Origin of the sequence: Streptomyces candidus, assembly GCF_014207445.1 — a bacterium.
In the GTDB taxonomy this organism is placed as follows: Bacteria; Actinomycetota; Actinomycetes; order Streptomycetales; family Streptomycetaceae; genus Streptomyces; species Streptomyces candidus.
Genome location: NZ_JACHEM010000033.1, coordinates 1 through 26,443, shown reverse-complemented (window position 1 = coordinate 26,443; position 26,443 = coordinate 1). Strand labels below are relative to the sequence as shown.

General features: G+C 67.5%; 25 protein-coding genes and 2 pseudogenes. 12 read left to right on the top strand and 15 right to left on the bottom strand.

From position 1 onward, the window contains the following. Positions 1-273 (top strand): hypothetical protein (locus HNQ79_RS31905; protein WP_221508350.1); only part of this gene is annotated, 273 nt, incomplete at its 5' end. 378 nt (positions 274-651) lie between these two features. Here HNQ79_RS31905 and HNQ79_RS31900 read toward each other — a convergent pair. Further along, positions 652-912 carry a DUF2188 domain-containing protein gene (locus HNQ79_RS31900; RefSeq protein WP_185036479.1) on the bottom strand — a complete coding sequence of 87 codons (261 nt, stop codon included), beginning with the start codon at positions 910-912 and terminating at the stop codon, positions 652-654. Between the two features lie 562 nt (positions 913-1,474). Here HNQ79_RS31900 and HNQ79_RS31895 point away from each other — a divergent pair. Then, the gene (locus HNQ79_RS31895) at positions 1,475-1,900 is read left to right on the top strand and encodes a PRC-barrel domain-containing protein (protein WP_185036478.1); all 426 of its coding nucleotides are present in this window, start codon (positions 1,475-1,477) and stop codon (positions 1,898-1,900) included. Positions 1,901-2,170: 270 nt separating this feature from the next. On the opposite strand, the gene HNQ79_RS31890 is transcribed toward HNQ79_RS31895, so the two are convergent. Further along, on the bottom strand, positions 2,171-3,184 hold the full coding sequence (locus HNQ79_RS31890) for a PP2C family protein-serine/threonine phosphatase (protein WP_185036477.1): 1,014 nt from the start codon (positions 3,182-3,184) through the stop codon (positions 2,171-2,173). Positions 3,185-4,178: 994 nt separating this feature from the next. Then, the gene (locus HNQ79_RS31885) at positions 4,179-4,412 is read right to left on the bottom strand and encodes a hypothetical protein (protein ID WP_185036476.1); all 234 of its coding nucleotides are present in this window, start codon (positions 4,410-4,412) and stop codon (positions 4,179-4,181) included. Between the two features lie 1,016 nt (positions 4,413-5,428). On the opposite strand from HNQ79_RS31885, the gene HNQ79_RS31880 reads away from it, so the two are divergent. Continuing rightward, a complete protein-coding gene (locus tag HNQ79_RS31880; protein ID WP_185036475.1) occupies positions 5,429-6,151 on the top strand; it encodes a GAF and ANTAR domain-containing protein in 723 nt (240 codons plus the stop codon). Between the two features lie 522 nt (positions 6,152-6,673). Here the strand turns inward: HNQ79_RS31880 and HNQ79_RS31875 are convergent. Together HNQ79_RS31875 and HNQ79_RS31870 are read right to left on the bottom strand one after the other, a co-directional pair. After that, positions 6,674-7,072 carry a hypothetical protein gene (locus HNQ79_RS31875; RefSeq protein WP_185036474.1) on the bottom strand — a complete coding sequence of 133 codons (399 nt, stop codon included), beginning with the start codon at positions 7,070-7,072 and terminating at the stop codon, positions 6,674-6,676. Continuing rightward, positions 7,069-7,920, bottom strand: a pseudogene (locus HNQ79_RS31870) (IS5 family transposase). The gene HNQ79_RS31875 and the pseudogene HNQ79_RS31870 overlap by 4 nt, the downstream one beginning before the upstream one ends. A gap of 321 nt (positions 7,921-8,241) precedes the next feature. Between HNQ79_RS31870 and HNQ79_RS31865 the strand changes: the two are divergent. Further along, positions 8,242-8,718, top strand: a complete 477-nt coding sequence (locus HNQ79_RS31865; RefSeq protein ID WP_185036473.1) for an ATP-binding protein — start codon at positions 8,242-8,244, stop codon at positions 8,716-8,718. A gap of 869 nt (positions 8,719-9,587) precedes the next feature. Here the strand turns inward: HNQ79_RS31865 and HNQ79_RS31860 are convergent. Beyond that, positions 9,588-9,878: pseudogene (locus HNQ79_RS31860) on the bottom strand (HNH endonuclease); the annotation flags it as partial. Between the two features lie 299 nt (positions 9,879-10,177). Here HNQ79_RS31860 and HNQ79_RS31855 point away from each other — a divergent pair. Next, entirely contained in the window at positions 10,178-11,236 is a 1,059-nt protein-coding gene (locus tag HNQ79_RS31855) for a phosphotransferase (protein WP_185036472.1), read from the top strand. Between the two features lie 430 nt (positions 11,237-11,666). Next, complete coding sequence (locus HNQ79_RS31850) at positions 11,667-11,927, top strand: hypothetical protein (protein WP_185036471.1); 261 nt, start codon at positions 11,667-11,669, stop codon at positions 11,925-11,927. Between the two features lie 363 nt (positions 11,928-12,290). Here the strand turns inward: HNQ79_RS31850 and HNQ79_RS31845 are convergent, their stop codons facing one another. Further along, positions 12,291-12,740, bottom strand: coding sequence for a cytochrome P450 (locus HNQ79_RS31845; RefSeq protein ID WP_185036470.1), 450 nt, complete (start codon positions 12,738-12,740; stop codon positions 12,291-12,293). 711 nt (positions 12,741-13,451) lie between these two features. On the opposite strand from HNQ79_RS31845, the gene HNQ79_RS31840 reads away from it, so the two are divergent. Together HNQ79_RS31840 and HNQ79_RS31835 are read left to right on the top strand one after the other, a co-directional pair. Then, entirely contained in the window at positions 13,452-14,099 is a 648-nt protein-coding gene (locus HNQ79_RS31840) for a MarR family transcriptional regulator (protein ID WP_185036469.1), read from the top strand. 1 nt (position 14,100) lies between these two features. Beyond that, positions 14,101-14,517, top strand: coding sequence for a helix-turn-helix domain-containing protein (locus HNQ79_RS31835; protein WP_185036468.1), 417 nt, complete (start codon positions 14,101-14,103; stop codon positions 14,515-14,517). An 866-nt stretch (positions 14,518-15,383) separates the two neighbouring features. Here the strand turns inward: HNQ79_RS31835 and HNQ79_RS34320 are convergent. From HNQ79_RS34320 to HNQ79_RS31815, 4 genes are all read right to left on the bottom strand, one after another. Then, a complete protein-coding gene (locus HNQ79_RS34320; RefSeq protein WP_229923799.1) occupies positions 15,384-16,310 on the bottom strand; it encodes a hypothetical protein in 927 nt (308 codons plus the stop codon). Between the two features lie 255 nt (positions 16,311-16,565). Then, positions 16,566-17,063: a hypothetical protein gene (locus HNQ79_RS31825; RefSeq protein WP_185036467.1), complete on the bottom strand. Its 498-nt coding sequence runs from the start codon at positions 17,061-17,063 to the stop codon at positions 16,566-16,568. A 429-nt stretch (positions 17,064-17,492) separates the two neighbouring features. Then, positions 17,493-18,197, bottom strand: coding sequence for a GNAT family N-acetyltransferase (locus HNQ79_RS31820; RefSeq protein WP_221508349.1), 705 nt, complete (start codon positions 18,195-18,197; stop codon positions 17,493-17,495). 25 nt (positions 18,198-18,222) lie between these two features. After that, positions 18,223-18,696: a DUF6166 domain-containing protein gene (locus tag HNQ79_RS31815; RefSeq protein ID WP_185036465.1), complete on the bottom strand. Its 474-nt coding sequence runs from the start codon at positions 18,694-18,696 to the stop codon at positions 18,223-18,225. Between the two features lie 534 nt (positions 18,697-19,230). Here HNQ79_RS31815 and HNQ79_RS31810 point away from each other — a divergent pair. The 4 genes from HNQ79_RS31810 to HNQ79_RS31795 all read left to right on the top strand — a co-directional run bounded on the left by HNQ79_RS31810 (position 19,231) and on the right by HNQ79_RS31795 (position 23,387). Next, the gene (locus tag HNQ79_RS31810; RefSeq protein ID WP_185036464.1) at positions 19,231-19,443 is read left to right on the top strand and encodes a hypothetical protein; all 213 of its coding nucleotides are present in this window, start codon (positions 19,231-19,233) and stop codon (positions 19,441-19,443) included. Positions 19,444-19,943: 500 nt separating this feature from the next. Then, positions 19,944-20,891, top strand: coding sequence for a hypothetical protein (locus HNQ79_RS31805; RefSeq protein ID WP_185036463.1), 948 nt, complete (start codon positions 19,944-19,946; stop codon positions 20,889-20,891). Between the two features lie 55 nt (positions 20,892-20,946). After that, positions 20,947-21,462 carry a hypothetical protein gene (locus HNQ79_RS31800; protein ID WP_185036462.1) on the top strand — a complete coding sequence of 172 codons (516 nt, stop codon included), beginning with the start codon at positions 20,947-20,949 and terminating at the stop codon, positions 21,460-21,462. Continuing rightward, positions 21,459-23,387 (top strand): coiled-coil domain-containing protein, encoded by a 1,929-nt coding sequence (locus tag HNQ79_RS31795; protein WP_185036461.1) that lies wholly within the window; start codon positions 21,459-21,461, stop codon positions 23,385-23,387. The genes HNQ79_RS31800 and HNQ79_RS31795 overlap by 4 nt, the downstream gene beginning before the upstream one ends. Here the strand turns inward: HNQ79_RS31795 and HNQ79_RS31790 are convergent. From HNQ79_RS31790 to HNQ79_RS31775, 4 genes are all read right to left on the bottom strand, one after another. After that, on the bottom strand, positions 23,305-23,640 hold the full coding sequence (locus tag HNQ79_RS31790; RefSeq protein ID WP_311772331.1) for a glycerophosphodiester phosphodiesterase family protein: 336 nt from the start codon (positions 23,638-23,640) through the stop codon (positions 23,305-23,307). The genes HNQ79_RS31795 and HNQ79_RS31790 overlap by 83 nt on opposite strands. A gap of 75 nt (positions 23,641-23,715) precedes the next feature. After that, positions 23,716-24,387 (bottom strand): HNH endonuclease family protein, encoded by a 672-nt coding sequence (locus tag HNQ79_RS31785; RefSeq protein ID WP_185036459.1) that lies wholly within the window; start codon positions 24,385-24,387, stop codon positions 23,716-23,718. Positions 24,388-24,571: 184 nt separating this feature from the next. Beyond that, the gene (locus tag HNQ79_RS31780) at positions 24,572-25,387 is read right to left on the bottom strand and encodes a hypothetical protein (protein ID WP_185036458.1); all 816 of its coding nucleotides are present in this window, start codon (positions 25,385-25,387) and stop codon (positions 24,572-24,574) included. Next, positions 25,384-26,304, bottom strand: a complete 921-nt coding sequence (locus tag HNQ79_RS31775; RefSeq protein ID WP_185036457.1) for a sigma-70 family RNA polymerase sigma factor — start codon at positions 26,302-26,304, stop codon at positions 25,384-25,386. Before HNQ79_RS31775 ends, HNQ79_RS31780 begins: the two co-directional genes overlap by 4 nt. Between the last annotated feature and the right edge of the window lie 139 nt (positions 26,305-26,443).

The following is a 26,443-nucleotide window of genomic DNA, read 5'->3' as shown; positions in this document are numbered from 1 at the left end:
CTGCTGCGCCGGCTGCCGGTCCTGCTCATCCTCAAACGGCCGCTCTCCCTGACCTGGCGGGACACGGTCTTCCTGGGCTGGTTCGGTCCCCTCGGAGTCTCGGCGCTGTTCTACCTGACCATGGAAGCCCATCGGCTCGGAACCAACCCCGTGGTACTGGCCGGCGGAACGCTGGTCATCGCCGCCAGCACCGTCGTCCACGGCATCACCACGGCCCCCGGCCTGGCTCTCTATCGCAAGGCCGCCAACCGGGCACCAGAGGGGGCGCAGTGAGCGTGCCAAACCCTCGGGCGCCCTCGCGTAAAAGCCCGGTCGGCGCCCCTCCTCGCCGTGGTGGTGAAGCCCTGTGGGACCGCGACGGCGACTCAGGAGAAAGGAGCGGCGGCGGGCCCACCGGGTCTGGGTGCGCGTGGCAGAGGCCGCACACGCCGGTGCGCGGGATGCGCGAGGCCCTGGTGGAAGAATGTTCTCCATCGTGGCGGCTGACTTTGGGGAGTTCGGCGGCGTCGAGGTGACCGCCGCCGAACTTTGCCTTGAGGGCGAGCGCCGGGCGGCGCACCCGGGGCTGGGACGGTCTCACGGGTGTGGGAAAGGATCGGCTCCGCGGGGGCCGCAGTACCGTCGTGTCGACGGGATCGAAGCCTCAGGTGGTCAGCCGGGGATGTTGCGGGGGTCGTCGCCGTAGGTGTACTCGGTACGGATCCGCCCGTCCGTGCCGTGGACGACGACCTGCGCCGGCTTGTGCTGCTTGGCCTGCTGGCGGGCCGCCATGATGGCCTCCCGCTGGGTACCGTGCGGCTCCCGCACCTCATGGCGCCCTTCCTTGTGCTGGACCTGCCACTGCCGCGTCGCCGTCTCCTGCTTGTCCGGAGTGACGTGGTAGACGGTCCGCTTCGGCTTACGCTCTGCCATCGTTTCTCCCTCAGACGTGGTGCTGCCGATGCCGCAGACGAGAGCTCCTGGCACAGCGCGCGGCGCCCTGGCCTACCTCCTGTCTACGACGCCGCCCACCGACCCGCGACCCGGGATGGGTGACGAGGAGCGCCGCCGTCGGCGCCACCTGCGTCCCACCTCATACCGTCGGACTTCATGCCCGGCCGGCCCTGCGCCGTACCCACCGGACGGGCGCTGACTCTGGACGGGGAAAGAGAGGGTCCGAAAGGTTTCTCGTAGAATGCCTACCCGCCCCGGGCCGTCCTCACCGCCTTGCCCACGAACGGTGCGAGTTGAGCGTGCTGGTCAAGCTCCCGGGATGTGCGGGCGATCCCGTCCGCCGTGATTCGTGATTCTTCCGGTCGGCAACCTGCTGACGCGCCGTTCCGACGCCCCCCACGCACCGCCCAGCTGGCCGTACCCTCTGTGATCAAGTCACCTCCCGGCGCCACACATGATTGCCTGGTACGGGGGCGGTGCCGCGGGTAGGTGACGCAGAGAGCCAACCACAGCGGAAGAAAAATCAAGGGAGTGTTCACCCATGGCTGCGGACAAGATTCCGGTTCTCAGCAAGATCAGCGAGTCCGATCAGGCGGTGGCGTCCGTGGACGAAGACGTCCGCGGACGAAAGGTGACCAACCGGGCCGGCGATGAACTGGGCAAGGTCGGCGATCTCCTCATTGATGAGGAAGAGAGCAAGGTCCGCTTCTTGCTCGTGGAACACGGAGGCTTCCTGGGCATCGGGGAGAAAAAAACGTTCATCCCGGTCGACGCCGTCACAGAAATCACGGACGACCACGTATACATCGGCCAGTCTCGTGAACAGGTGGAAGGCGCTCCCGCATACGATCCCAACCTTGTCGAGGAGCCCGACTACTACGGCCGCGTTTACGACTACTACCAGCTGCCGCCGTTCTGGGGCGCCGGCTACATCTACCCCGGCTACCCCCGGTCCCGGACTTACTGACCTAAGGAGCGAGCATGGCCCGCCCACTTCGCGTTTCGGGGCGAAAGGGGCTGACCGCCGCCCCTTTCGCCCCGAACATGACCGTCGGCGGATGCGGCAACAACGGATTTTCCCGCCGGACTGGGGTGCGCCGGGGCACGACGCCCGCATCAGGAACATCATGATCCGGTACGCGCATGTGGCCGAGCCACGCGGCGGGCCCGTGGCAGCCGGAAGACGACGTCCCGGCGTACATGTGGCTCTACAACAAGCGAGGACGACACTCTACGCTCAGCTGGCGTGAGGTAGATCGTCGTAGCGCAGCAGGAGCATGGCTGCGTCGTCGTGGAGGGGACCTCGGGTGTACCGGAGAAGGTCGGCTCGCACAGCGTCAAGGGCGGCGTCAGGTTCGTCGGCCTTGAGCAGTGCGGTCCTCTCATGAAGGGGGTAGAAATGGCCGTCGTTGTTCCGAGCCTCCGTCACTCCGTCTGTGTACAAGAACAGCTGGCTGCCGGGTGGCAGGGGAACGTCGAAGGGTTCTGCGGGATCGGGAGCTTGGTCACTGAGCCCCAGCGGGGGAGCGTACGAGGGCGGCTCGGCGAACTCCCAGGACCCGTCGGGGCGGGTGATCAGGGGCGGTGGGTGTCCGAAGTTCAGGAGGGTCGCGGTGTGCTCTGTTCCTACTTCGGCCAGGACAGCGGTCACGAACTTTTCACCGTTCCCCTCGCGCTGTACGGCCCGCTCCAGTCGGATACCGATGGCCGCCAGATCAGGCGCGTCGTGAGCCGCTTCCCTGAAGGCGCCCAGGACCGCGGCTGCGGTCTCCACCGCTTCCAGGCCCTTGCCCTGGACATCTCCGAGGAGGACTCGTACACCGGCTGGTGACCTGACGACTTCGTACAGGTCGCCTCCGATATGCGCTTCGGCGGTCGCGGAGGTGTACGAGACGGCGATCGACAGGCTTCCGGCGCGGCGTGGGGCTGGTCTGAGCAGGACCCGCTGTGCAACCTCGGCGATAGTCCGGATGTTCGCGAGCTCGGCTTCGCGGCGCTGGCGCATCGCGGCGGCTGCCAGACCGGCCGCCGTCACTCCGGCAACAGAAGCCATGGCGGTGAAGCCACGTCGGCTGTCGAACAGCCCGTCATACAACCCGAGTACGGCACACAGGGCGAGGGCCAGTGCCCCGATGATTGCGGTGCGGCGCCATCCCCCGATGAGGCTGGCGAACGCCGGCCCGAGCGAGACCAGTGGGAGGAATCCAACGTCAGGGCCAGCCGTGACGTCCACCGCGGCTACGGTTGCCATGACGCAGAACGGCAAGGCCGAGAGCACCGTGGGCTTGGGAGCGCTTGCGCCGGTCAGTGCGTCTCCCCTGAAGTAACGACGGCGGACGGATGTGGCGTGACGGCTGACACCGAAGGCAGGGCTACAACCTCGCGCTCATCCTGCTCAGCATCCTGGTCCATGTCCTTCTCAACGGCTGCGGATCCGCTGGGGTTAAGGGTAGGCGCATCTTGCGCTCGCAGTCGGACAACGTTACAGACTCGTAGCACGCTGATCGCACTGGGCGCCTGCCGCGCCGACTGCGGCCAGCAGCCACCATCACCAAGGTGCTGCGGCGCCCCTGTGCCGGAGTAAGCGTGCAACGAGCAGCTATGAACGAGACCGACGACATGAGAACAGAAAGAGGCTGATCGTTGCGGCGACCAGAGCCAGCACACGATGACGCATGAATTCCCTTACAGGTGAAGAGAGACAAGCAATTCACACTGACGTTGCACCAAACTTGCCGCTCACGTGTTCGATCAGAACTCGCGCAGTGCAACTTCACTGGCAACCTCCCCGTTGGTCGATCTGCCTCACGGTCGGCACGACGTGGCTGGTCCGCTCGAAGTCCTCTCGGACCTGCCGAAGGCGTTCGGCCCGGGCACAGTCCATCTGGAATCGGGCGTCTTCGCGGTGGCCACGGCAGGCGTGCCCCAGTGGCCAGCGCGCCGTCGAGCCGGTGGTGCCGTCAGCGGACGGCACGGACGGCACAAGTGAAGCGGCCCGTGTCCCGGAGCGAGACGGTACTCACCCGCCGTCGTCCCGGTATGCCCCGGCCAACTCGGCGTCGGTGACTGTTCAGGCCGTCACCCGCGCGGGCGCATCGGCGGCGGCCGGGCCCGGCTCGTTGCGTTCCTCGGCCTCGGCGCGTCGGATCCACCTCGTCAACGAGGCCGAGCGGACGCGAGGTCCTTCCGGCGATCGATGAGCCTGCCCGTGAATCCGTCGCTCACCCGCGCCCTGGTTGACGGCTCTACACGATCTCCAGAGGGAAATCAGTGTGTGCTCCGTCCGCGATGACCTTGATCTGGACGGTGCCCGGGGACGCACCGGCGACGAGCGCCACGTCCGTGCTGCCCGTGCCGTTCGAGGACGTGGTGATCATGACGGGAGAACCGCCCTGGAAATCGGTGCCGGTTCCTTGGGGGTCGTCCACGTAGAAACTCACCATCTGGCCTCCGGCCGGTTCGCCGCCGGCTCGGGCCATAACAGCCAGCGGAGCAAACTCCTCTCCCTTTCCCACCTGTTGCCCCTCACCCGTGATCAACGTGAGTGAATCCATTGCTCTGGTACTCCCTTGCAGTGGACAGTGCCGAGCAACATTGCTCGGTCGGACGGCTGTTGTTCGGGTTCCCTCTGAACGATCGCCCGAATCCCGTGGCCGTCGCTTTGGCGGAACCGGCACCAAAAAATACGACTCCGTGTACTGGTCGGACGTGCGCGGCTCGATGCCCGACCTGCTCCAAGCGGTAGGCAGGGCGCTGCGGACGCAGCCGGGCGAGGGGAAAACAGCCTCGCTCGCGGTGCCGGTACTGCTCGGGCCCGGGGAGACAGCGGACAACATGCTCACCTCACGGGCATACGGCGGACTCGCCAACCCGCAGAACTGTCGCACGGCGGCCGATGTTCTGTGGACGGTGCGAAGTTCTCACACCCCTCGATCGTCCCGCTGGTGGAGAGCGGCTGCGGGGCAGGGAGGTAAGCGTCTTCGGGCTGCATCCGCCAGGCCGCGATACACGCACGGGCCCCGAGGAGACCGCCCGTCATGTCCTGCTGGGTGAGTGGACCTACCGGCCGCCCGGCGGTGAGGCGCCGACCGACGTCGTGCTGCGCGTGTGCAGGGGCCGTGGCGCTCGGCGGACGTCAGGACAGCGTCGGCGGCGCTCCCGGTTCGGCGGCGATCCGCGTTTGCTGCCCACGGCCGCGGTGAACGAGACGAGCGTCGGCAACAATGCCGCCCCCTGGACTCGACCCTCGCCTTCGCCAGCATGCAAGGGCCCTGCCCTACGAACTGCAGCGAGGGACCCTCCCTCGATGTGAACTGCAGGCCCCCGACGCATGAGCCGGCCCGTCAGAGCTGGCAACCGACTCCAACCCGATCCCCGGCACTGCCAAGGGACGGCGGGTGGCAGGCTTGCCTCAAGCAGACGGACTCCGCGATAGTGCGCTACCGCGGGCCTCTCATTCCCGAAGGGGGCCCTGTGGCGCCCGGTTTGGACGGACATGACACACGACCCGCAGCGGCCGGACCTGATGGATGTCCTGCTGGAGACCGACAGTCTGGAGGCGTTCCTCCTCACCCTCGCAGAGACCGCCGCCGCGCGGACCCCCATTTCGGACGGCTGTGGTATCACCCTGGAACGCAAAGGGCGCCCCCTGACCGTCGCCAGCGCGGGAACCAGTGCGCCGTACCTGGATGAGAAGCAGTACGGCCAGAACGACGGTCCCTGCCTCACCGCACTGCGCACCGGCCAGGAGATCAGTATTCCAGACATGTCGTCCGAAGTGCGGTGGGGCGACTACCCGGCGTACGCCTTGGCCAGTGGCACGTACGCTTCGCTGTCTCTGCCGATCGCCGCGCATACCCACACCGCCGGCGCGCTGAACCTGTACTCCGCGAAGAAGGACGCGTTCGCCGACGCCGACATGGCCCTGCTCCGCGATCTGGCCGCACAGGCCACCGGTGCGCTTGCGCTCGCGCAACGGATCGCCGACGCGCAGGAGTTCGCCGAAGACCTGCAGACGGCTCTGGTAACCAGAGCGGTCATCGACCAGGCCATCGGCGTGATCATGGGCCAGCAGCACTGCACTGACGAGGAAGCCTTCACCGTCCTGCGCAAGGCGTCACAGAACCGGAACATCAAGCTGTACGAACTGTGCACCGAACTGCTGACCAAAATCGGTGGGCGGCCGCCCACCGAAAAAGGCCTGAGGCCCCGGAGGTAGCGAAGCACCCACCTGGCGCGGCCAGCCCGGCCGACGGCGTTCCGACCGTCCCCGGTGTGGCGCTCAGGACGTGGTGTGTACCGCCGTCGCGGCCTCAAGCGGGACGCGGCTGACCAGCAGGCGGGCGGTGTCTGAGAGACGCAACCCGTCCCACGGCGGCGCGAAGGCCCAGAGCGCCGGGGGCGGCGACGCTCGCTCTCCGCACCGAAAACCCGCTCGGCCACCGGGACCGGACCCGCATGGCTGCGTCCAAGCAACGATTCTTCGCCCCGAGGACGACGGAGGGCGTGCAGGAACAGTGCCGACAACGCGCTCCGCCGCTCCCGGTGACCGGTCAGGCCAGTGCGGACGCTGGGCGGCGGCAGGGGCAAAACGGGCGGTGCGGGTCGTGCAGCCCATGGTGCACCGGCACGTCGGCCGTGGTGGTGGGCGGGCGGCGGCCAGGAGCTGCGCAACGGCTCCGCAGGGCCTCCGGGCGGCCAAGTTCTTCGAGCCATCCAACGGCGACAAGCTCAGTGGGCGTTAAGTCCGTTTCTGGTAGCGGCCTCGTCCGGGTTGGGTCAGGAAGCCTTGGCGGACGAGGCGCCCGAGACGAGCACGGGTGACGTTGACTGATGCCTCATCGGTGGGCATGCCGAGGATTTCGTGCAGCTCACGGGCTCGGTACTCCTGGTCGGGGTGCTGGTTGAAGGCGCTCACGATGGCCTGGTAGGCGGTGTTTGTCTCGGGCGGTTCTGGCTCGTCTCCAGCCGGTGCGAGATCGGCGACTACCTTCTGGGCGGTGGCCAGGTCCGCGAGGCGTGCTTCGGACTCGGCCAAGGAGGCGGTCAAGTGCGCGATTTGCCCGCGCAGTTCAACGGCCCGAGCTGTGCACTCGTCTTGCTGGACCTGGATGCCGGCCAGGAGCTCGGTGATGTTCACGCGGCCAGCCCGAGGGTGTCGCGCCAGGCCGGACTCGGTGTGGTGAGACGCCGGGTCATGTTCGCGATAGAGGCCCAGTAGACGCGCGAGGTGGAGGTGTCGGGCCGGTGGTCGTACTCGCGGGCCAGGCGGCGGTGCAGCATCAACGTGCCGTTGACCTGCTCCACGATCCACCTTTTCGGCTGCGGGACGAAGCCTTGACGGTGGTCTTCTCGGTTGCGGCGGACCACCTCGACGTCGATGCCCAACAGGGCGCCGTGAATGAGGACCTGCTCCTTGAAGCCTTGGTCGACCAGGGCCTTCTCCAGCCGGTTCCCGCACCGCTCGGCAGCCTGGTCGAGCAGGGTCGTGCCTGCGGCGTTGTCGTGGGTGGAGGCGGCCAGCACAACGACACCGATGATCAGCCCCAGAACATCCACGGCCAGTCCCCGCTTGCGGCCCTAGACCTTCTTGTTGGCGTCCAGCCCCGTCGTGGTCCTGGGAACACCGGCGGCCGCGCGAACGGACTGGGTGTCGATGATCACGAGGGACGGGTCCTCTAATCGCCGGGCCCTCTCCCGCACCTGACAGCGCAGGAGTTCCTGAATCCGCTGGTCAAGCCCGTCCTCGCGCCACAGACCGAAGTAGTAGTACACCGCCGACCAGGCCGGTAAATGCGGGAGTAGGCGCCACTGGCAGCCCGTCCGGTTCTGGTAGAAGATCGCGTTCACGATCTCCCGCAGGTCACAGGAGCCGGGATCTCCAGTCGCCGAACGGGCCACCCGGTTCAGCTTCCAGGCTGTGATCATCGGTTCGATCAACGCCCACTGCTCGTCCGACAAGTCGCTGAGGTACGGCTCTCTCTCCATGCTCCGCATCTCAACATGGACATGCCCAGTCGGCGGCCTGTGCAGCGATCATTACCACGATCGAGCGATCACGAACCGAGGAAGTTCGGACTTAACGTCCACTCACAGCCATACCCACGACCCCTGGGTCCGCCGATCCTACGAATGACCGGCTCAAACCCACGCTTGGAAGGTAGGACGAGCTGGGCAGTTGTTCCCCTCTCGGTTGTTTCCCGGCAACGCTGTGTAACTTTCCAGGAGTGCGACGCGGAAGGAGTGCGCTCATATCTCCGGGGTAAGCGGGTTGGGTCGCATCAACGCTTTGGCCAAAAGGCGGATGTCATGGACCTGCATGGGCGGGATGAGGGACACGAGCTGCTCGTGGACCCTCCGGTCGCTGTCTCCGCCGTGTTCGAGGGCAGCGAAGACATCGCTGAAGCCCGGAACTTGGTTCGCACCTTCCTCACGTCTGTGCAGGCCGAGCATGGGCTGCCGGTGTCGAATCGGGCGATGGGCATGGTCCAGCTCGCGGTGAGCGAGCTGGTGACCAATGCCCGCAAGTACGCGCCCGGGCCATGTCTGCTGATCTTGGAGGTCGAGGACGGAGCCGTCCAGGTCACCGTGTGGGACAGCAGCACCGCTCTTCCGTTGGTGCTGCCTCCGGACCCGATGCGGGTCGGTCAGCATGGCCTGGAGATCGTGATGGCTGTCTGCCAGAGCTTCACGATCCAGCGGGAGCCCGTGGGCAAGCGGGTCAGTGTGTCCATCGTGCTCGCGGATGACCCCGGCGGGGACGTCGCCGGCCGCAAGGCCATGTGACTTAGCTGGCAAGGTCCAGAGCGGGGGACATCTTGCCCGTGGGCGGGCGGCGGGTCATGAGGGTAATGGCGGCCCGGGGAGCTGGCTGTACCGGGCCCCAAGCCGAACGGACCGGGGCACGTTGGCGTCGAAGACCACTTGGTCACCGAACGTTCCATCTGCCCACTCCATCGGCACGGGGTGGTGCGGGGAGGGCCGGTTCGCCGGGGAGAGGTGAGGGGTGGCCCCGCGTACGTACCGGGAAACGCGGGACCACCGGTGCTTCGTCCTGTCGGGAACGCGCACTCACGACCATAGGGTCACACCCGCTTACCCGCAGCCGGGCGAGGAGCCGTATAGCCGCGTACGGGTGACTACCGGTCAGGACTCATAGCCGCTGCGCCGTGCACCGTGGTGTCGGCCGCAGTGACAACCCGGGCAACGCGCAGCTCGTGGCGCCGGCGGCGTACCGGGACGATCTCGTGCGGCAACGCCACCCCTGGAGGGGGAGGCTGGTGGGGTCGCGCCGTGGGCGGCCATGTCGTAGACAGAGATCATGAGTGAGCCAAGAGGTCTTGGCATCCTGGTGAGATCGTGCCCGCCAGCGGTATCTACGCGTGCGAGTGCGGCGGTGAACACCACTGGAGCACCGATGTGAAGGGGCACCGCCTCCCTCCCCTGCCCACGGGCTGTACCGGTGAGTCCTGGACATTGCACCAGCCCGCGCACCCTGAGGACTCGCGCGGCTGACCGTGACTGCGGCCCGTACCCGGCGGCGCCCCGGGTCCCGAAGCGGGCCCCGGGGCGGTAGGTCACAACCGGTGGCTCCCCCGCTGCTAACCGCCCGTTGGGCGGCCAGCCTCATGCGGCCGGGCCACGTGCCTGCGTGCTTACGGGACGGCGGTGTAGATGACGGGGGTGTCCTTGCACTGGCCGGACGCGAAGACGCCGATGGCGTCGAGTTCGGCGGGGTCGGCGGCCAGGTCCCAGCGCAGCTTGGTGGAGGTCCACTCGGCGAGGTAGCGGCAGTGCGCGGTGGGCAGCGGGGGCAGCCACTGGGCGGGGTCCTGGTCCGCCTTGGACCGGTTGGTGCGGGCGGTGACGCCCACGAGGGTGGCGGGGGCGCCGAGGTCGTTGGCGTAGGCCTCGCGGCGGGCCGGGCTCCAGGTGGAGGCGCCAGTTGGCGGGGAGCGTCATTCGCAAGGTGCGGTATTCCCCGCGTGCTTCGGGGGTGATGTCAGCGACCGTCGCGACGCCACTCGTATCGCCACACTGCGTCGAGTTCGTACTCGTGTGGTGTGCCGGGTGGCGCTGGGGGCAGGCGGTGCGCTGCTGCCACGCACCGCTCGTCGTTGTGCAGCGCCAGCCCGTAGATGGCGGTGACCTGGACTTGGCGGTCCGTGCCGGTCTTCTGGGCCCGCGCTCAGTGGTCGGTTGCCAGGGCGCTCGCGCGTGCGAAGCTACGGCTACGCTCGTCGGCATGCTGAACCGCGCTCCGTTCAATGAGGCGCTGCTCTCCACCGTGGGCACACCCAAGCTGACCAAACTCCTGGACAGCAGTCCGCGGTCACGGGTGTGGCGGGTGCGGCTGGCCGACCGGCGGCTGGTGATCGTCAAACAGATCACCGACGGCGGGGACACGGGCGCCGACGCGAACACGCGCTTCGCGCGGGAGGTCGCCGGGCTGCGCCTGGCGGGGAGGGCCTCCGGGCCCGCCGTGGCCCCCGCGGTGCTCGCCACGGACCTGTCTTCGCGGGTAATAGTCCTCGAGCACTTGGATGACCTCGGCAAGGCGGACGACTGGATGCCGGGGTACGCCGAGTCGCTCGCCCGGCTGCACGCCCTGACCGGGCCCGCCGACGCGGGCGCACTACCGGTCTGGTCGGGGCCCACGGCCACCGACGCGGAGTCCTTCCTCACCCTGGCCAGGGCGCTCGACGTGCCCATGCCGTCCACGGTTCCCAATGAACTCGCCGGTCTCCTGGAGCGGTTGGACCCCACCCCGCACCATGCGCTGCTGCACGGCGACCCCTGCCCCGGCAATGATCTGCGCACCGCCGACGGCGTCCGCTTCGTCGACTTCGAGCGGGCCTCGCTCGGCAACGGCCTGATCGAACTCGCCTACTTCCGCATCGGCTTCCCCACCTGCTGGTGTGCCATGTCGGTCACCGCGGCCCCGCTCAGGGAGGCCGAGGACGTCTACCGGACCACCTGGCGCGGCCTCACCGGTAAGGACGTGCCGGGTGACCTCGCCGACGCGTGCGCAGGCTGGCTGATCCAGGGCGACGCGCTCGTCGAGCGGGCCCACCGCGGGACGGTCGACCAGCTCGCCCGGGTGCCCGCCGAGGACTTCGAGTGGGGCTACGTCTCCGCCCGTGAGCGGCTCGTCCACCGCCTGGACGTGGTCGCCGACATGACCCGCGACCACGATCACCTGCACGCCGTCGGCCGCCTCAGCTCCGACCTGGCCGGCCGCCTGCTCGCACGCTGGCCGGGACTGCGTCCGCTCCCCACGCATGATGCCCGCCCCTGGTACTAGGGCATGTGTGAAGTCGTGATCAGATTCTGCCTTCTGTCCTCTTTGCGGGGTGGAAGGCGGTAGGACTGTGGTCGTGACGCGCAGGCAACTTACCCATGCACAGTGGAACTTCATCGAGCCGTATCTGCCGATCGGCAGGTACGGCCCGTATCCGGAGCGGTTGCGGGGCGGATCCTGGGTGGCTATTTGTAGTCGGTCATTAGGATGTGTCGTGTTTTGGGCAAAGATTGTTGTCGTTATCCAGCCATGTGCGCCCTCTGCGCTTCGCCTCGTGTGGCTCGGGTGGTCTCTGTCGTCCCGGGGGTATCAGGGCGCCTTGTGCGGGCAGCGGGCCGGGGGGATGTTGGCGGAGCCCTGTTGACCCTGCGGGGTTCCTCCCCGGACAAAGAAATCTGTATACCTTCCCGGACGCCTCGCGGCCGCGGCTGTCTTGTTCGCCGCCTCGGCCTCAGGCTTCGTCGCCGCCTCTCCCGCACATGCCGCGCAGCCCCTAGTCGACTGCCAGGCCGGAATTTACGACAGCTTCAACAGGACGATCAATGCGACCGAGTGCAACGTGGGCGGCGTTCAGAATTACCTCGTCACCGCCACTGTCACGGTGAACCTGAGCCCGTTCGACATCGGCTTCGAGTGCGACGGCGGTGTGTTGACTGCCGGAACCTTTGCGGGTGTGGACTGTGATCGCAAGTAGGTACCTGCTCAATCGGCCGGCACCAAGATTGCAGCGTCCCTAGCACGGGACGTCGACTGAACGCGGCGGTGGCCTTTGAGTCGCACAGAGAGCAACTGCGATTCAAAGGCCACCGAAAAGCATGGCTGCTCGGAGCATCACGCCCCGTGACCGGCGTTCGCTCCCCACCGCCCCCGGTACACAGCCATGGCATGGCCGCACCCATGAGCGGTCCACCTCAGGTGGCCCGGTCACGCAAAGGCCCTGCCGCCGCGCGCGGACAGCTGCCGAACACAGGCACGTCCTGGCGTCAGAAGCGGTGGTTGACCGCTGTGTTGATTCCGGACGTGATCTGCCCGCTGGGCAACCACTTCGTGTATCCCTTTACCAGGTGACCGGTAGTGCTATCGGTCCTCGGATGAGTACGTCTTTCTGCCAGAGAACGTCTTCCGGGTCGGTGGCCAGCCGCAGGTCGGGGAGGCGGGTGGTGAGCAGCAGTTCGGCTCCCATGCGCGCCAGCAGTGGTGCCAGGCAATGGTGAGGGCCATGGCCGAAGGCCAGCTGGGGCGGGCCTTCGCGGTCGATGTCGATCCGGTGCGGTCCGGGGTAGCACCGTTCGTCCCAGTTCGCTGCCACGTAGGAAACGTAGACGGCCTCACCGCGGCGAATCAGGACGCCTCCTACCTCGACGTCCTCGGTGGCGATGCGGGCTTGTCCCACACCGTGCTTGTGGGGGATCCAGCGCAGCAGCTCTTCTACGGCCGCCGGTACAGCCTGCGGGTCGGAGCGTAGTCGGCTCGTCAGGTCGTCGTCGGTGAGCAGACAGTAGACCATGTGCTCAGGCTGCCGCCCGAAGCAAGACTCCCGAGGAGCGATGCCGTCCTTTGGGCGTGCACCTTCGCCGGCCGCTTCCCAGCCCCTGTGACTCGTCCAGCCAAAGAACGGAAGCTGCACGAAAGGGCCAGGTGCCGTGCGGTGTGCGGAGATACAGGAGCGGGACGGCCGCCAGGCCGTACCGCGGAACCGGACACCGGGGCCGGCCACTCCTGCTGGTGCTTGTCTCGTCCCATCCCGCGCCAACGCGAGACTCAGAGCCGATGATGCCGTCCCCTACCGGGTGATGGTCACCGGCTCGCACGCGAAGCCGCCTGTGCCACGACGGGGCCAGGTCTGCGGGCGGGTTCGAGCCCTCGGTTCCGCTGCCCGCAGTGTGCCCTCGCGCGCGTGCGTCTTAAGGAAAAGAGGGGAGCTGCGGGATGTGTGCTCTGACCTGGTGTTTTGCCGGAGGGGATGTGTCGGCGCTGACACATTGACCTGCAGAAATGTGTCCGTGGTGCCACCTCGACACCCCTATGTGCCAACCCTGCTTGCACAAAGGTGGAACGTTGCTGGTGAGACCAGGTTTTCGGCGGAGACCCGTCGCACTCGGTGTGTCGGCACCGACACCAGAGCGCCACGCCAGCATGTACAAATCTGCCAACCAGGCTTGAACGACTGTTATTGTCCGGCCCGGACCCAGCAGACCGAGGACAGGACTCACCGTCGATGCCCCGCCAGCCCAAGCGCCCGACCGCCGGACGCGGTAAGGGCCCAGTCGTCGCCGTACCGCCCGGTGACGACAGCGCCTTCCGCGAGACCCTTTCCTCCCGGCTGGGCAAGGGCGTCACACCGCCGACGCGCAACCGGCCGGTGCAGCAGATGGACGTCAGCGTCCGGTACACCTACCGCGCGCCGCACAACATGTACGGGCGCTCCGGGTACAGCGTGGTCTCCAACGACTTCCTCTCCGACGTCCTGGCCGTGCTCATCGCCCAGCACGGAATGTCGCCGATCCAGTCCGCAGTCCTGCTGTGGTGCATCGGCCGCCAGCGCGAGGGCTGGCTCAAGGCCACGCACAAGAAGATCGCTGAGAAGCTGGGCGTGGAGCGGTCCAACGTGACCCGGGCAATCGGGCGCCTGGAGGAGTGGCACATGATCCAGCGGGTGGACACGGGGCTGATCTTCGTGAACCCGATGCTCGGCTTCGAGGGCAACGGAGACCGGCAACGCGAGATTCTGGACGCCCTGCGTGACGCGGACGGCAAACTGCCCGAAGAGGTCTTCCCCGCCCTGAACGCTCCGCGGCCGCCGCGCAGCGTGCAGCTGGAGCTTGGGGCAGACGACGGGGACCACACGAAGGGACGGGCATCCTGACATGCTGATCCAGGCAAGCGCCGGTTTCGGAATGCTGTACCGGCTGGACCTCACCAAAGCCGCGATGGAGCTGCTGAGCGCCCTCATCGAGCGCCAGGAGCCCGGCGGGGAGGTGAACGCCTCCCAGGCCGAGCTGGCGGCCCGCGTGGGCCTGTCACGGAACTCCGCGAACACCGCCATGGGACTACTGGAGAGCCGCAACCTCGTCCTGCGGCCCAAAGACCGCAAGTACCGGACCTACTACCTCCACCCCTACATCGCCTCCTACGCCTCCCAGGAAGAACTGGAAGACGCGATCGAAGACGCAGCCGAGCGCATCGCGGCCGAGGAACTGCCGGAGATCGCCGTGCCCCGGTACGAGACTGCACCGCCCAAGCGCCAGAGTCAGCCGCTGAGGGCCGTGCGCGCAGCTGGCTAGAAGCCTGGGGGTTCTGCCCGCCTGTTGTGGCATCGGGTCGCACCCATAGATGGTCTGGTTCGTTGCCGGTGTGGGCGCATCAAGGTGGACTGCCGCGCCTGAGACGCACTGAGGAGGCACGAAGACCATGTCGGTCGAGACAACGGCTCTGGCTGCAGTTCTTGATGAGGCTTGCCGGCTGACCCCCGCCCCGGGGTACATCAACGGTGACGAGTACAGCCAGTGGTACGTCGAGGCCCACCCGGCGTTCTTGAGAGCCTTGGCAGCCCTTGCCCGAGCTCAGGGCGAAGAAAAACTCGCCGACAGGCTCCAGTTGCTGTCCCGACCGCTCTGCATGGCCCCCCTGGACTTGGACCCGGATCCTGCAACGATGCCAAAGCGTTGGTGTGCACATCCAGTCGAAGTTGCCGACACACGGTGCCCGCGGCACAAGTCGGGGGCGCAGCGGAGCTAATTTCTCGTAAGCCATCCGCAGGAGCCTGCGGACGGTGCCCTGCGCGAGCGGGAGCTTGCCGGGCGGGGTGGGACAGGTGGGCAGCGCGTCGATGGCGGCCTGCCGCGGCTCATGCGGGGTGCCGCTGCCCTCCCCCGGCAGCGCGGTCATCCCGGCGGAGCACCAGTCTCCAGGCTGCGGGGCACTGCTGGGGCGCCCCTGCGCGGCGTTCCGGTGCGGCAGGGCGGCGCTCGGCAGTCTCAGCGGCCTCGGCCAGCTCCCTCCTCTTTTACACCGTCGGACTGCTGGTCAAGGACGCGGGAAGCGATGGCGTCACCGGCCGCGCCGAGAACCTGCACACTGACCTCGAAGCCAACCCTCCGAGGAGCGAGGGCGGCCTTGCCGAGGGGCAGGCCCTGAAATCTGTCAGCCGTCAGCCGCCGTAGTCTTCCGGCGCCTTACGGCTGATCGATCCGGCGAGGAACGTGAGATCGCCGCTGATGCGGTTGCGGTACGAACCGAACGCGGCAGGCACCGCGTCCTGCGGAGCGGAGCCTGCCGGAGCAGCGTCAAAGGTGAGGGCAGCCTCATGTGCGGGGGTGAGATCGACGATCAGGCGCTCCCCTACTCCGGACGCGGTCGTACGGTCGAAAAGCAGGTACCCGTACGTGCGCAGTTCGGTGACCGCCTTGCGAAAGGCATCGCGGCCTTCCGCGTTGCCGCGCTCCTGGCGGGTCAGGCGGGTGAGGTCGCTCGTTGTGGGGGCGCAGCCGGGCAGATACCCGGCGGCGAGTTCCGCCAGAACCCCCCGGGCCCGCCAGGACAGACGCATGTCGCGCATGGCGCTGGCGAAAAGCATCGGATCGCAGGGAAGAGCTGCGGGACGAGCCCATGAGGCGGCAGCATCACTGTCCCGGGCCTGGGCGTCGCGGGCCTCCTCGGACAGGACCGCCGCGCCGGCCTGCCGGGGAAAGCCCAGCAGGTGTCCGGGGTGGCGGTGCGGCGCATACGACTCCCAATCCGGAAGGGCCGCATCGTCGGAGTCGGACATCTCATGCTGTTCGCATCTCTGCGCCAGGAGGCGCTGGGCGAACTCCGGGCGCACCTTGCGCGCGTACGTCCACCCCTCGTTGGCGAGCTGGACTGCGACCATCCCCTCGTGTACGGCGTCCGGGGAGGACGGATAGTGAGCAGTGAGCTTGCACTGGGAGCCCTTGCGGGTCTTCCCCGTGCACTGCAGAAGTCCGTAGGTGATCAGCAGGCGTGTGCCAATCAGATAGAGGCGGCCGAGACGCTCGGTCTCCGTTGCAGGGTCAGGTGGTACGTCGTTGCTGAGGGCCTGGGGCATTCCTGCGGTCACCCGAATTCATCTCCTTTGATCATCTAGAGGCGCAGCCGTCCGCTGGTTTTCCTGGACCGGCGTCATGGACGGCCTCTTCGCACCCCACCATGTGCCGTCCACGGGTTCAGCGGTCACGACGCCCTCCGGGAGGGCTGGCACCATTTGGTAGTCGTCCGTGGTGCTGTCTCCCAGAGGTGTCGGGGGTGCGGCCAGAGCATTGGCCCGGCAGTCCGTCGTGAGACGTTCTGGTGCCGTGCTCATCAGCCGAGCCGATCACCCCTTGGAAAGTTCCGCACCCATGGTGTGGCGGAACATGGCCAGCACGTCAACTACCGTGCCGCCGCTGGAATTCATGGGTACTGACTGGCCGCTGCTCTCCCACTCGGCCCGAACTTCCTCCAACTGCTGCGGAGTGATTCGTGTGCTGGCGGTCGGGGTGGTGACCACCTGGAAAGGGATTCGCGAGCGACGTCCAGGTGCAACTTGCACCACCACCACGGCGATCTTCTGATTCGGCATAAAGGGCTCGGAACCGAACGCGCGGTGGTCGTACTCACCACGCAGCGCCTCCCGAACACGCACCGAGGCGCCGATGTTCCGGTTGAACCACACCCGGTCGGCTTCTGCTGCCCGGTGCCCGACCGCGATGTTCCTGCGCGAGGGGCCCCCGTCGGCGACTCCTTCCTCTCCCAGGCACCAGACGGCGCGGCCCTCCCACACCGGGTTGGTTCGCTTCTGGTTCTTCTTCTTTCTCGTGCGGCTCACAGCCACAGCACAGCTCCCTGTCCCAGACCTGACCCGGCCTGTTCAACTCGCCCTAACGAGTCAGAGGGGGGAAGGTCGCGTGATACGCCAAACGGAGGAAAAGGGCAAGGGTCAGCCCACCACGACCTGCCAACAGGAGTGAGCTGGGCTCGGGGAGTGGTTTCCGGCGAAGGCAACCGGTTGCAGAGCGCATATTTCCTCTTCATGATCCGAGAGCCTCTGACGTCCGGCCTGTGGACAGTGGCCACCGGCCGGACAGCCCCCGGCCGCTCCGCGGCCGAGGTGGGACGTGACGCCGCGCTGGCGGGCTTGTTGCCGGGTCTGCGCCCAGGCTCGCTTGATCTCCGGCTCGGTCTTCCAGTACCTGCGTACCGCGCGGCCGTTCCGCGGGGCGGGTCGCTGGGGTCCTGCGCCGTGCTGCGCTGCGCTGCTCGGTCAGTGGCGGGGGCGCCAGCGGGCGAAGATGCGCTCGCTCTCTTCCACGCCGACGCTGAAGGGCAGGGCGATGCGGTCGAGAGACACGGGCTCACCGGGGGCATGGACGGCGTAGCCGCACCGGGAGTAGAAGGCGCCCAGGTCACGGTGGGTCTCGTACGAGCCGTACAACAAGAAGTAGTCGAGTTGGTGGTAGACCTGCCAGGCCCGCTTCATCAGTACGCTGGCGATCCCCTGGCCACGGGCCTCCTCGGCGACGGCTAGGCCGTGGATCTTCGCGATGAACAGGCTCAGGGCCAGGGCTCTGTCCCCGGGGTAGCCGGCGTCCACCGCTTTGCCGATGACGGTGGCCGGGGCGGTGACGGACAAGACTCCGACCGGCCGGTCCTGGTCGTCGGCGGCGATCAGGGTGAGGCTGGTGCTGCTCATCGACTCGGCTCCGGTATGTCCGGCCGTCTTGTGCGCGAAGCTCTGCTGCAAGGTCTTCCGGGTACCGGCCAGGCCGTCGAGCAGCGCGGCGCCCTCCGTTCCGTCCTCGATCGCCGTCTGCAAGGCCGGGACGAGCCGTACTCCGGCGGCTTCCAGCAGCATGTTCGCGACCTCGGTGTCCTTGGCTCGCGCCTGCCGGATTCGGGTGCCGTCGGGCCCTGGCCATCCGTCGTGGAGCCGGTCGGCGGACAGCGGTACGGCTTGCCTGGGCTTCATTTTCTTCGTCGTGTGCCGGCCCACGTCAGATGTTGCCGTCCATGAGCGGCGGCAGATTGCGCAGGGCGGCGGGCAGTTCGGTGATGCCTCGCTGGAGGTACCAGCCGCGGGCCCAGCGCAGGACGGCGGCGCGGCCGAGGCGCCATTCGTCGCAGAACTGCGAGAGGAAGTCGATGCAGAAATCTTCGCGGAGCGCGATGAGAGTGCCGTCCTGCGGCCACTCGCTCATGGACAGGCCCGCCTTCTCCGGGGTGCCGAGGTCGAGGGCATCGGCGAGAACCGCCGCGGCGGCGCGGGTGGTGCCGCCGCCGTTGTAGCCCCAGCCGTAGCCACCCAGCTCGTCCTCGTCCTTCGCCCTGAGCTCGCGCAGCACGGTGACGTTCTCGCGCCGGGTGGGTCCGTCCTCGGGCTTCTCGACCAGGAGGCGGGCTGGCTGCCACTGGCCCTCCTCGCCGCCCGCTCCCTGGATGCCGTGGTACGTGCGGTCCTCGTACGCCATCGCTGTGCCCCCTCCCCTTGATCACTTCGCGGTCCCTCCCACCCTGCCCGAGCCTGGCCCTGGCCGACAGGATGCGACCGGTCAGCCCGCGGCGGAAAGAGTTCGATCAGACGTTCCGGGTGCCGAGACTCTGCAGCAGGCAGAAGGCCCGAGCCGGGCACGCACATTTCTCAGCTTCTTCCTGCTGTCCGGGCCCGGCCGTCGCGCACCAGAGGGTGAAGGAGGCCGCCGGTGCGGGAGGCCGAGACGCAAGCACACCGGAGCGGTCACTGTTTGCGCCTGTTGCGACTTCATCAACTGCAGGAGGAACCGCATATGACTGATCACCAGGCTCCCCGGGGAAGGCCCGCACCGGTAGTGGCTACCCTGGACGAGCGGCCGAAGCCACCCTGGGCCCGGTCCGAGATTCCACAGGGACGTCCCCCTCACATGGTGAGGCGGCGAGAAGACAGCCGACCGCGCGGTGCTCTCCCCCGCGGACTGACACCGACACCGGTGTCCGAGTCCTCTGTACTTCTTTCCGTAAGGAATGACATGACGTCGCGTACCCCCCGCATTCCCGACCCTGATGATCCGCAGCCGTTCCTGTCGATACACACTGCGCTGGTGCTGCTCATGGCTGCCTTCATCGGCGTGGTCGTGGGCGTTCTCACCTTCTACGCCCGTCAGTCCATACCGGAAGCCCTCTTGGCGGGCCTTGCCTCCACGGGCCTCTGCATCGCGTCGCTGCGCAACATGATCGGCTGACCAGTGGCGGGTGCCGGGCAGGAGTCCGGCACCCGCCGACATGTGCGTGACGCAGCAGCTCAATCCACTGCATCTGCAAAAAGGCCGTCATCGCCCGGCTGCGGCGGTCTTGCTTGTCCAGCCCGTATGCCTTGATGAAGCGGTCGGCCAGCGCCTGGTAGTCCTTCGACTCCAGTGGACGACCGGAGGTGAGCAAGGCACATGCTGGCACAGACGGACCGTTGCGATCCGTATCCGAGGGGTGATCTACTTCGTTCTCCACAGCGTCGTTGGGGGGCACCGTGCGAATAGAAACCTGTGCCGTTGAAGCGGTTGAGGCCGGCCAGTTGCGGAGCAGGAGCGCCAGTGTCACTTGCGCCTGCTGATGGGGGGCGTCGTAGCCGACGCGGCTTTCTGTACCAGGATGCAGTCACACTCCTTGACTGCCTCGACATGTTCAACGGTCATTGGACTGAGGTCTCCTGGAAGACCTGGAAGACATCCTTTGCTACCGCGGCACCATGCCCGTCTACAGGCAGGTCAAAACGGTCGAGGGGCCTGGCAAGAGCCATAGTGTTGCGCGGGTCTGCCAGCCCGACTCAACGAAGAGCCGTGAGAATCGGACGCCTGAGACGAGCTATCTCGGAAAGCTGTTCATCGGGAAACCGCTCCCTGAGGACACCCGGTTCACGTTGATCGTGAACGAGATGCCGGCAGCCGATCTGTATGAGTTCGCCTGTGAGCGTGGCGGGACAAGGGAGCCTGTAAGCGCTGCAGTGCGACAGAAGGTCATCGACAAGCTCGACGGGCTGAACTTGCCTGATTTGCGAAACGTCGGTTGGTGCGTCGACCGCCTGGATGTACTAATCGAGGCTCGCACGAGCGAGCAGGTCGAGGACGAAGCGCGACGGCGCCTGACCCCGATGGTCAAGAGCTACCTCGGCCAGGAACCCTTGGTCACCGAGGTGGATGAGGTGCTGAAGTGGTTGGTCTCGGTTCACATCGGCCGGAAGGCCGCGGAACTGCGGCCCGTGCGACACACCGCTGAAGACTTCCGTGACCTGTTCCAGGACGCAGTCCAGCGAGTCACGGGGCAGCGTCACGACGGTGGAATGGAACGGCTCATGACGCTCCAGGAGAAGCTGCGGCCGGCAGGCGTCCTGACAGAAGAAGCGGATCGACAGCATGAGGCCCTGCTCGCGTTCCGCCGGCACCAGCGCGGCAGTCTGGGCATCGAGAAGCAGCGCCTTGCCGACCTGTCGGACAAGATCTACGCCATCTGCCAGCTCACCGCCGTACAGAGACGCGGCGGGCTGATCGGAGCAGGAGAACCGGCCTACAGGGAGACCGTCCTCGCTCTCAGCCGCCTGCCCGAAGTCGCGTCGAACGAGGTACCTCTCCACCAGGCGCTCGCAGTTCTGAGCGACATCACTGCTCGCTGCCAGAACAGGTACGAAGATGCCTCATAAGATCGGCAGCCACGTCGTGCCACCGCCGCACAGGACCTGGGACCCGGACGACTCCGTGGACTTTCACGCCTCCCGCCTCCTGCTGCTCATCCACCTGTGCGGCAAGAACCCGGGCCCGTACATCGAAGGGCGAACGAAATTCGCGAAGCTCGACTTCTTCCTGCGGTACCCAGGGTTTCTTGAGCGCGCACACGCTTTCCTCCCGGAAACGGCAGGGCAGAGCCATGCCTTCGTCGCAACGGACACCCATGAGGTTGAGGCCCCGATGGTCCGCTACCGGTACGGCCCATGGGATCACCGCTACCGACAGTTCCTGTTCTTCCTCACGGCCCGCGACCTGGTCACCATCACGGTCAGCCACAACCCGGAGCGGGTGAAACTGCGTCCCTCCGGAAAGGCAACCGCGGCTCGCCTGGCTGAGATGGAGCAGTTCCAACCCCTGGTCCGTCGGTGCGAAGCCATGCAGGGCAACCTCGCTGCGATGTCGGGGACCGACCTGAAGAACCTCATCTACGACCTGTTCCCAGACGAGGTCGGCGACGCACCATTCCATTGGGAGATTCGCCCATGACCCACGGCACGAGCCTTGAGCGCGGCTTGCGCATCTCGAAGGTGCGGCTCATCCGTGACGGCGGCGAATTCGATGAGTACGAGTTCGCCTCCGGCATGCTCAACATCCTCCACGGCGTTCGCAACAGCTCCAAGTCCACGACCTTGCGGGTCATCGACTACTGCTTGGGCGACCGCGACAACGTGACGAAGGCCCTGGGGGCTGCCGTCGCCGACGCCTATGTCGCTGTCACGACGGAGCTGAGGATCGACGGCCAACTCTATGAGCTATCCCGGTCCTGGGCCTACGGATCCATGGGCAAGGTCACCGTCAACAACGAGGCCATTGCGGCCACCGAATTCTCGGACTGGATCCTCGACGTGCTCGGGTGGCCGAACGTGCACATCCCGCTCGGACTCAACCCGGCGACTGCCCCAGGCCTAACGCCTCTTTCGTTCCGCAACACCCTGCGCCACATCCACCGCACCGAAGAATCCTGGATCGGTTTCGCGGACAAGGAACACGAGTACGTCCGGCGTGCGGTCACCAGCCAGCTCTTGGGATTCGTCCGGCCTCGTGCTGCTGATGCGAAGGGCCAGTTCGATCTTGCTCAAGCCAAACGCAGCCTGAACGAGGCCGAAGCAGTCGACCGAGAGGTGCAGCAGAGCACCGGTCAGGCCGTCTCAGCGATCTGCGACAGCATGCAGCTGCCCCCGACCCGCTCCATGGCGCAGGTCGCCGAAGCACGCCGCACAGTCACGGCATCACTCGAAGCTGTGCGACGTCGCAGGCAAGAGCTGACGAGGCAGATCCAGAACACCGCCCCTGCACACGAAGAAGGATCGGAAACGGACACCCCCGCCGGCTACGACGGCACCTTGACCACCCGCTACGCCGGCCTCACCCGAGACCTGAAGCTGGCCACAGACAATGTCGCCGCGCTGGAGCAGCTTCACGAGGAACACAGCCGATCAGCTGAGAGCGTGCGCGGCGAGATCGGCCGGATGGAACGGCTGAGCGCGTCCGTCGGGATCTTCGGAAACCTGCCGGTCCGACTGTGCCCGGCATGTGAGCAGGACATCGACCCGACCCGATATCACGCCCCTGATTCCTGCTATGTCTGCTACCAGTCCGTCGATGACGACCAGCGGCAGCGCCGGGCACAGGTTGAGATCAGGTCGCTGAAGTCGGAGCTGACCGACCTCGACGATGTCGTCACGCGCACCCTGGCCGACCTCGGCGCAGCCCGCTCCCTCCAAGAGGAGTTCCAGGGCAACCATGCCGAGCTCGCCCAGCAGCTCAACGACGAGCGAGCCGCACAGCTCGCCCCTTTCGTCGCCGCACTGGAAGAACTCGCCGCCCAAATCGCACGGCTAGAGCACAAGCTGACGGCGTTCCCGGCCATCGAAGCCATCTACCAGCGCCGCGACCAGGCGCGCGAGGCTCTCGGGGCCGCACAGCAGGTTGTCAGCGAACTCGGCAGCGAGCCTGCCCCACCCCCGCACACAGGCGCCTCGCCCATGGTGCGGTGCTCGACGTTCGCGGATCGAATGAACGAGTTCCTGGAGGAGTTCCGGGGAGACGCGTGGTTGGACCGCGACGTGTCCATTCGACATTCCGACCTAACCTTCTACGTCGGTACACGTCCCTGGGACCAAGCCCTGGGTGCCGAAGCGAAGGTACTGTTCTTCCTCGCCTATAGCTACGCGACGCTCTTCCTTGATCACGACCTGGACGAGGAATGCGCCTTTCCGGGCCTGCTGCTTCTCGACAACCCGTACCAGCAGGGTATCGATGAGAACGTCGTGCGCCGTGTGCTGCATAAGCTCGCGCAGGCTGCTCGCGACACCGGCACTCAAGTCATCAGCACCCAAGCACACCCGCTGCGCGCGGACGCGAAAGCCAGCCGAGTGATTCCCATGCCGCGTGTATACGCCGCCCCGTAAGCGTCATCCTGTCGACGGTCTCGTCATGCATGAGCACCGGCGTGCCGTCCCTGGTGAACTGCACGTCCGCCCCCACCACGTCCGCCCCGTGACGGGCAGCTGCCTGAAGGGACGCGAGGGTGTTCTCGGGTGCCCCCGGGGTGCGCCCCGGTGATCGATGGCCTGCACGCGCGGACAAACGCCCGGGTACCTGCTCACCGATGGGGCCCTGTTGGCGGAGTCGTTGGGTGCGGTGCCGCCGGAGCCGCCGCACGCAGCCAGCGCACACATCAGCAGCACGGTGGCCGCCGCGGTGAGCGGCTCCCGCGCCCACATGCCGACCCGTGGGTTACGGAACGGCGGTATAGATGACGGGGGTGTCCTTGCACTGGCCGGACGCGAAGACGGCGAGGGCGTCGAGTTCGGCGGGGTCGGCGGCCAGGTCCCAGCGCAGCTTGGTGGAGGTCCACTCGGCGAGGTAGCGGCAGTGCGCGGTGGGCAGCGGGGGCAGCCACTGGGCGGGATCCTGGTCCGCCTTCGACCGGTTGGAGCGGGCGGTGACCGCCACCAGGGAGGCGGGGGCGCCGAGGTCGTTGGCGTAGGCCTCGCGGCGTGCTGCGCTCCACGTCGAGGCGCCGGAGTCCCAGGCCTCGGCGAGGGGCACCATGTGGTCGATGTCGATCCTGCGGGCGTCCTCGACTTCCTGGCCGTCGTAGTACGACAGCCACTCACCGCCGGAGATCGTGCAGTTCGGGCCGACAGAGGGTTCCTCGGCGGCCTCGGCGATCAGGACCTCGGCGCGGGTGTTGCACCCGCCGGAGGCCACCGCACCGGCATTCCAGTGCTTGAACGCAGTACGGGTGTAGCCCTCGCGGCGTTCGTCGGCGACCGGGATGCGGTGCACCGCATCGGCCAGGGTCGTCGTCTCGGTCCGCTCTGCCGCCAGTACGGGCGCCGGAGCGAGAAGCGGAGTCAGGGACAGGCTGAGCGCGGCCACACCGCGGACAAGGTTCTTGATCACCCCGGCACCATGACCGCCCGCCCGCAGCCCTATCCCAGAACCCGCAGCTATTCGGCCACTTGGGGCAACAGGTTCACCGGAGAAACGTTACTCCGGTACGTGACCGCCGGCCCCTGCCCGTAACCGTCCCAACACGACGAGCCGCCGGAATCGAGAAACGGGCAGGGCGCGGGCGGACCGCGTGTCACCGGGTGGCCGTCTCTCCCACCTGTCGTCGTGTCCGCGGGGGGCAGGAGGTGTTGTCGGGGCGGGTTTTCGGTTGGGGGTGGGGGCGTGCGGGCAGGTCGCTGGGGCTGTCGGGCCGGCTGGCGGCGGCATCCAGGAGGGTGCGGATTCTGCGGGCGAAGCCGGGCCCTGGGAGGGGGAGTTCCATGTCGGGTTCGCGAAGGTAGCCGATGGCGACGGCGGTGGGCATGTAGTCCATGAGCTCGGTGACGACGGCGGAGCGGGGGCGGGTGACGTGGCGGGCGAGGCCGCGCAGGATGCGCAGGATGGCGGTGAGGGAGGCGTCGTGGTGCAGGACGGTGGGCTGGTTGTTGCAGCGGAGGGTGGTGTGGGAGGTGGTGGGGGTGGGTTGGACGTTGTTGGTCTGGCGGTGCCACCAGCGGGCGGTTTCGTGCTCGCCGAGGGAGAGGTGGTGGAGGTAGAGGCAGTAAGCGGCGGCGGGCTGGCCGGCTCCTGCGGCGTACTGCCACCAGAAGCGGGCGCCGTCGTCGGTGTCGGTGAGCTGCAGGACGCAGGCCAGGATCAGGGCACTGCGGGGTTCGGGGACCTGGTCGGTGACGAAGGCGGAGACGGCGGTGGCGGGGGTGTGGGTGACGAGGGTTTCGCACAGGGCGCGCAGGTCGTCCGCGGCTGAGGTGTCCGGTGCGGGGGGTGTGGTGACGGGCGGGGCGGGCTGGTGGGCGGGGGCGGGGTCGCGGAGGGGGACGATGTCGCGGGGCACGGGGCGGCTGGGTGCCAGCAGGGCGGTGGCGAGGAGGTCTTCGAGGGTGGTCACAGGACTGGTCCTCCGGTTGCGGGCGGCAGGATGGCGGCGTCTTCCAGGGCGCGCTTTGCGTGGCGCTCGCCGGACAGGACGGTGGCGAGGGGGACCCCGAGGAGGTCGGAGGCCCGTTCGGGGGTGAAGCCGCAGAGGTGGCGCAGCACCGTGATGTCGAGCTGGGCGTCGGGCAGCTTGCTGATGGCTATGAACAGTTCGGTGTGCAGGGGCAGCCGGGCGAGCCTTTCGTCCTCACTCGTGCGGGGCGATACCGCGAAGACGGTGTCGAACGCGGCTGCTTCGAGTTCGGGCCGACCGTCCCGGTGGGGGGTCTTGGCCATCACCGTGGCGCGCAGAACGCCCCAGGCGTAGCGGCGGATGTCGGGGCTGGTGAGGGCTTCGGTGAAGGACAGCCACAGGATCGCGAAGGCGTCCTCGACGGCGGCTTCACAGGCGTCGTCGGGCAGGAAGGCGAGCGCGTAGCGGCGGTAGTCTTTGCAGAGCAGGGTGCGCAGGGCGCCGTGTTCCATCGGGGGGCCGGAGTGGGTGGTGGCCAGGGTGGTGCCGTCGGTGGAGGACTGGACCCAGTCGCGGGACTTGCCGATGTCGAGGGCCGCGCCTTTCCACAGGCGGTACAGCGGCCAGGTGGGAAGGTGGAGCTCGGTGGAGAGACGGTGGATCACTTCCCAGCGGGGGTAGTGGCCGACACCGCGCAGCAGTTCGGACAGCTTCGACTTGGCGAGATGAACGTGCGCGCTGAGGTCGCTGAGGGTGCGCCCGCTGGTGAGGTAGCTGCTGCGGGTGGGTTCCAGCCACGCCCGGTGCGGGCTGCCCACAGTGTCGGCGATGGGGCCGAGCTTGCGGCCGGGGCGTACCGGGGCCGCTTCAGGTGCCGGCCGGGAGGCGGAGGTGTCGGGAGTGTCGGAGGTGTTCACTGATCCCCGCCCTACCTGTCCCCCGCGGTGAGACGCGGGGCGGCGGCCCGGGTGGTGCGGGCCTTGGTGGCGCGGTGGACCTGCTGGACGGTGAGGCCCAGGATCGGGGCCAGGGAGGCGATCAGGGCTGCGTGTCCCA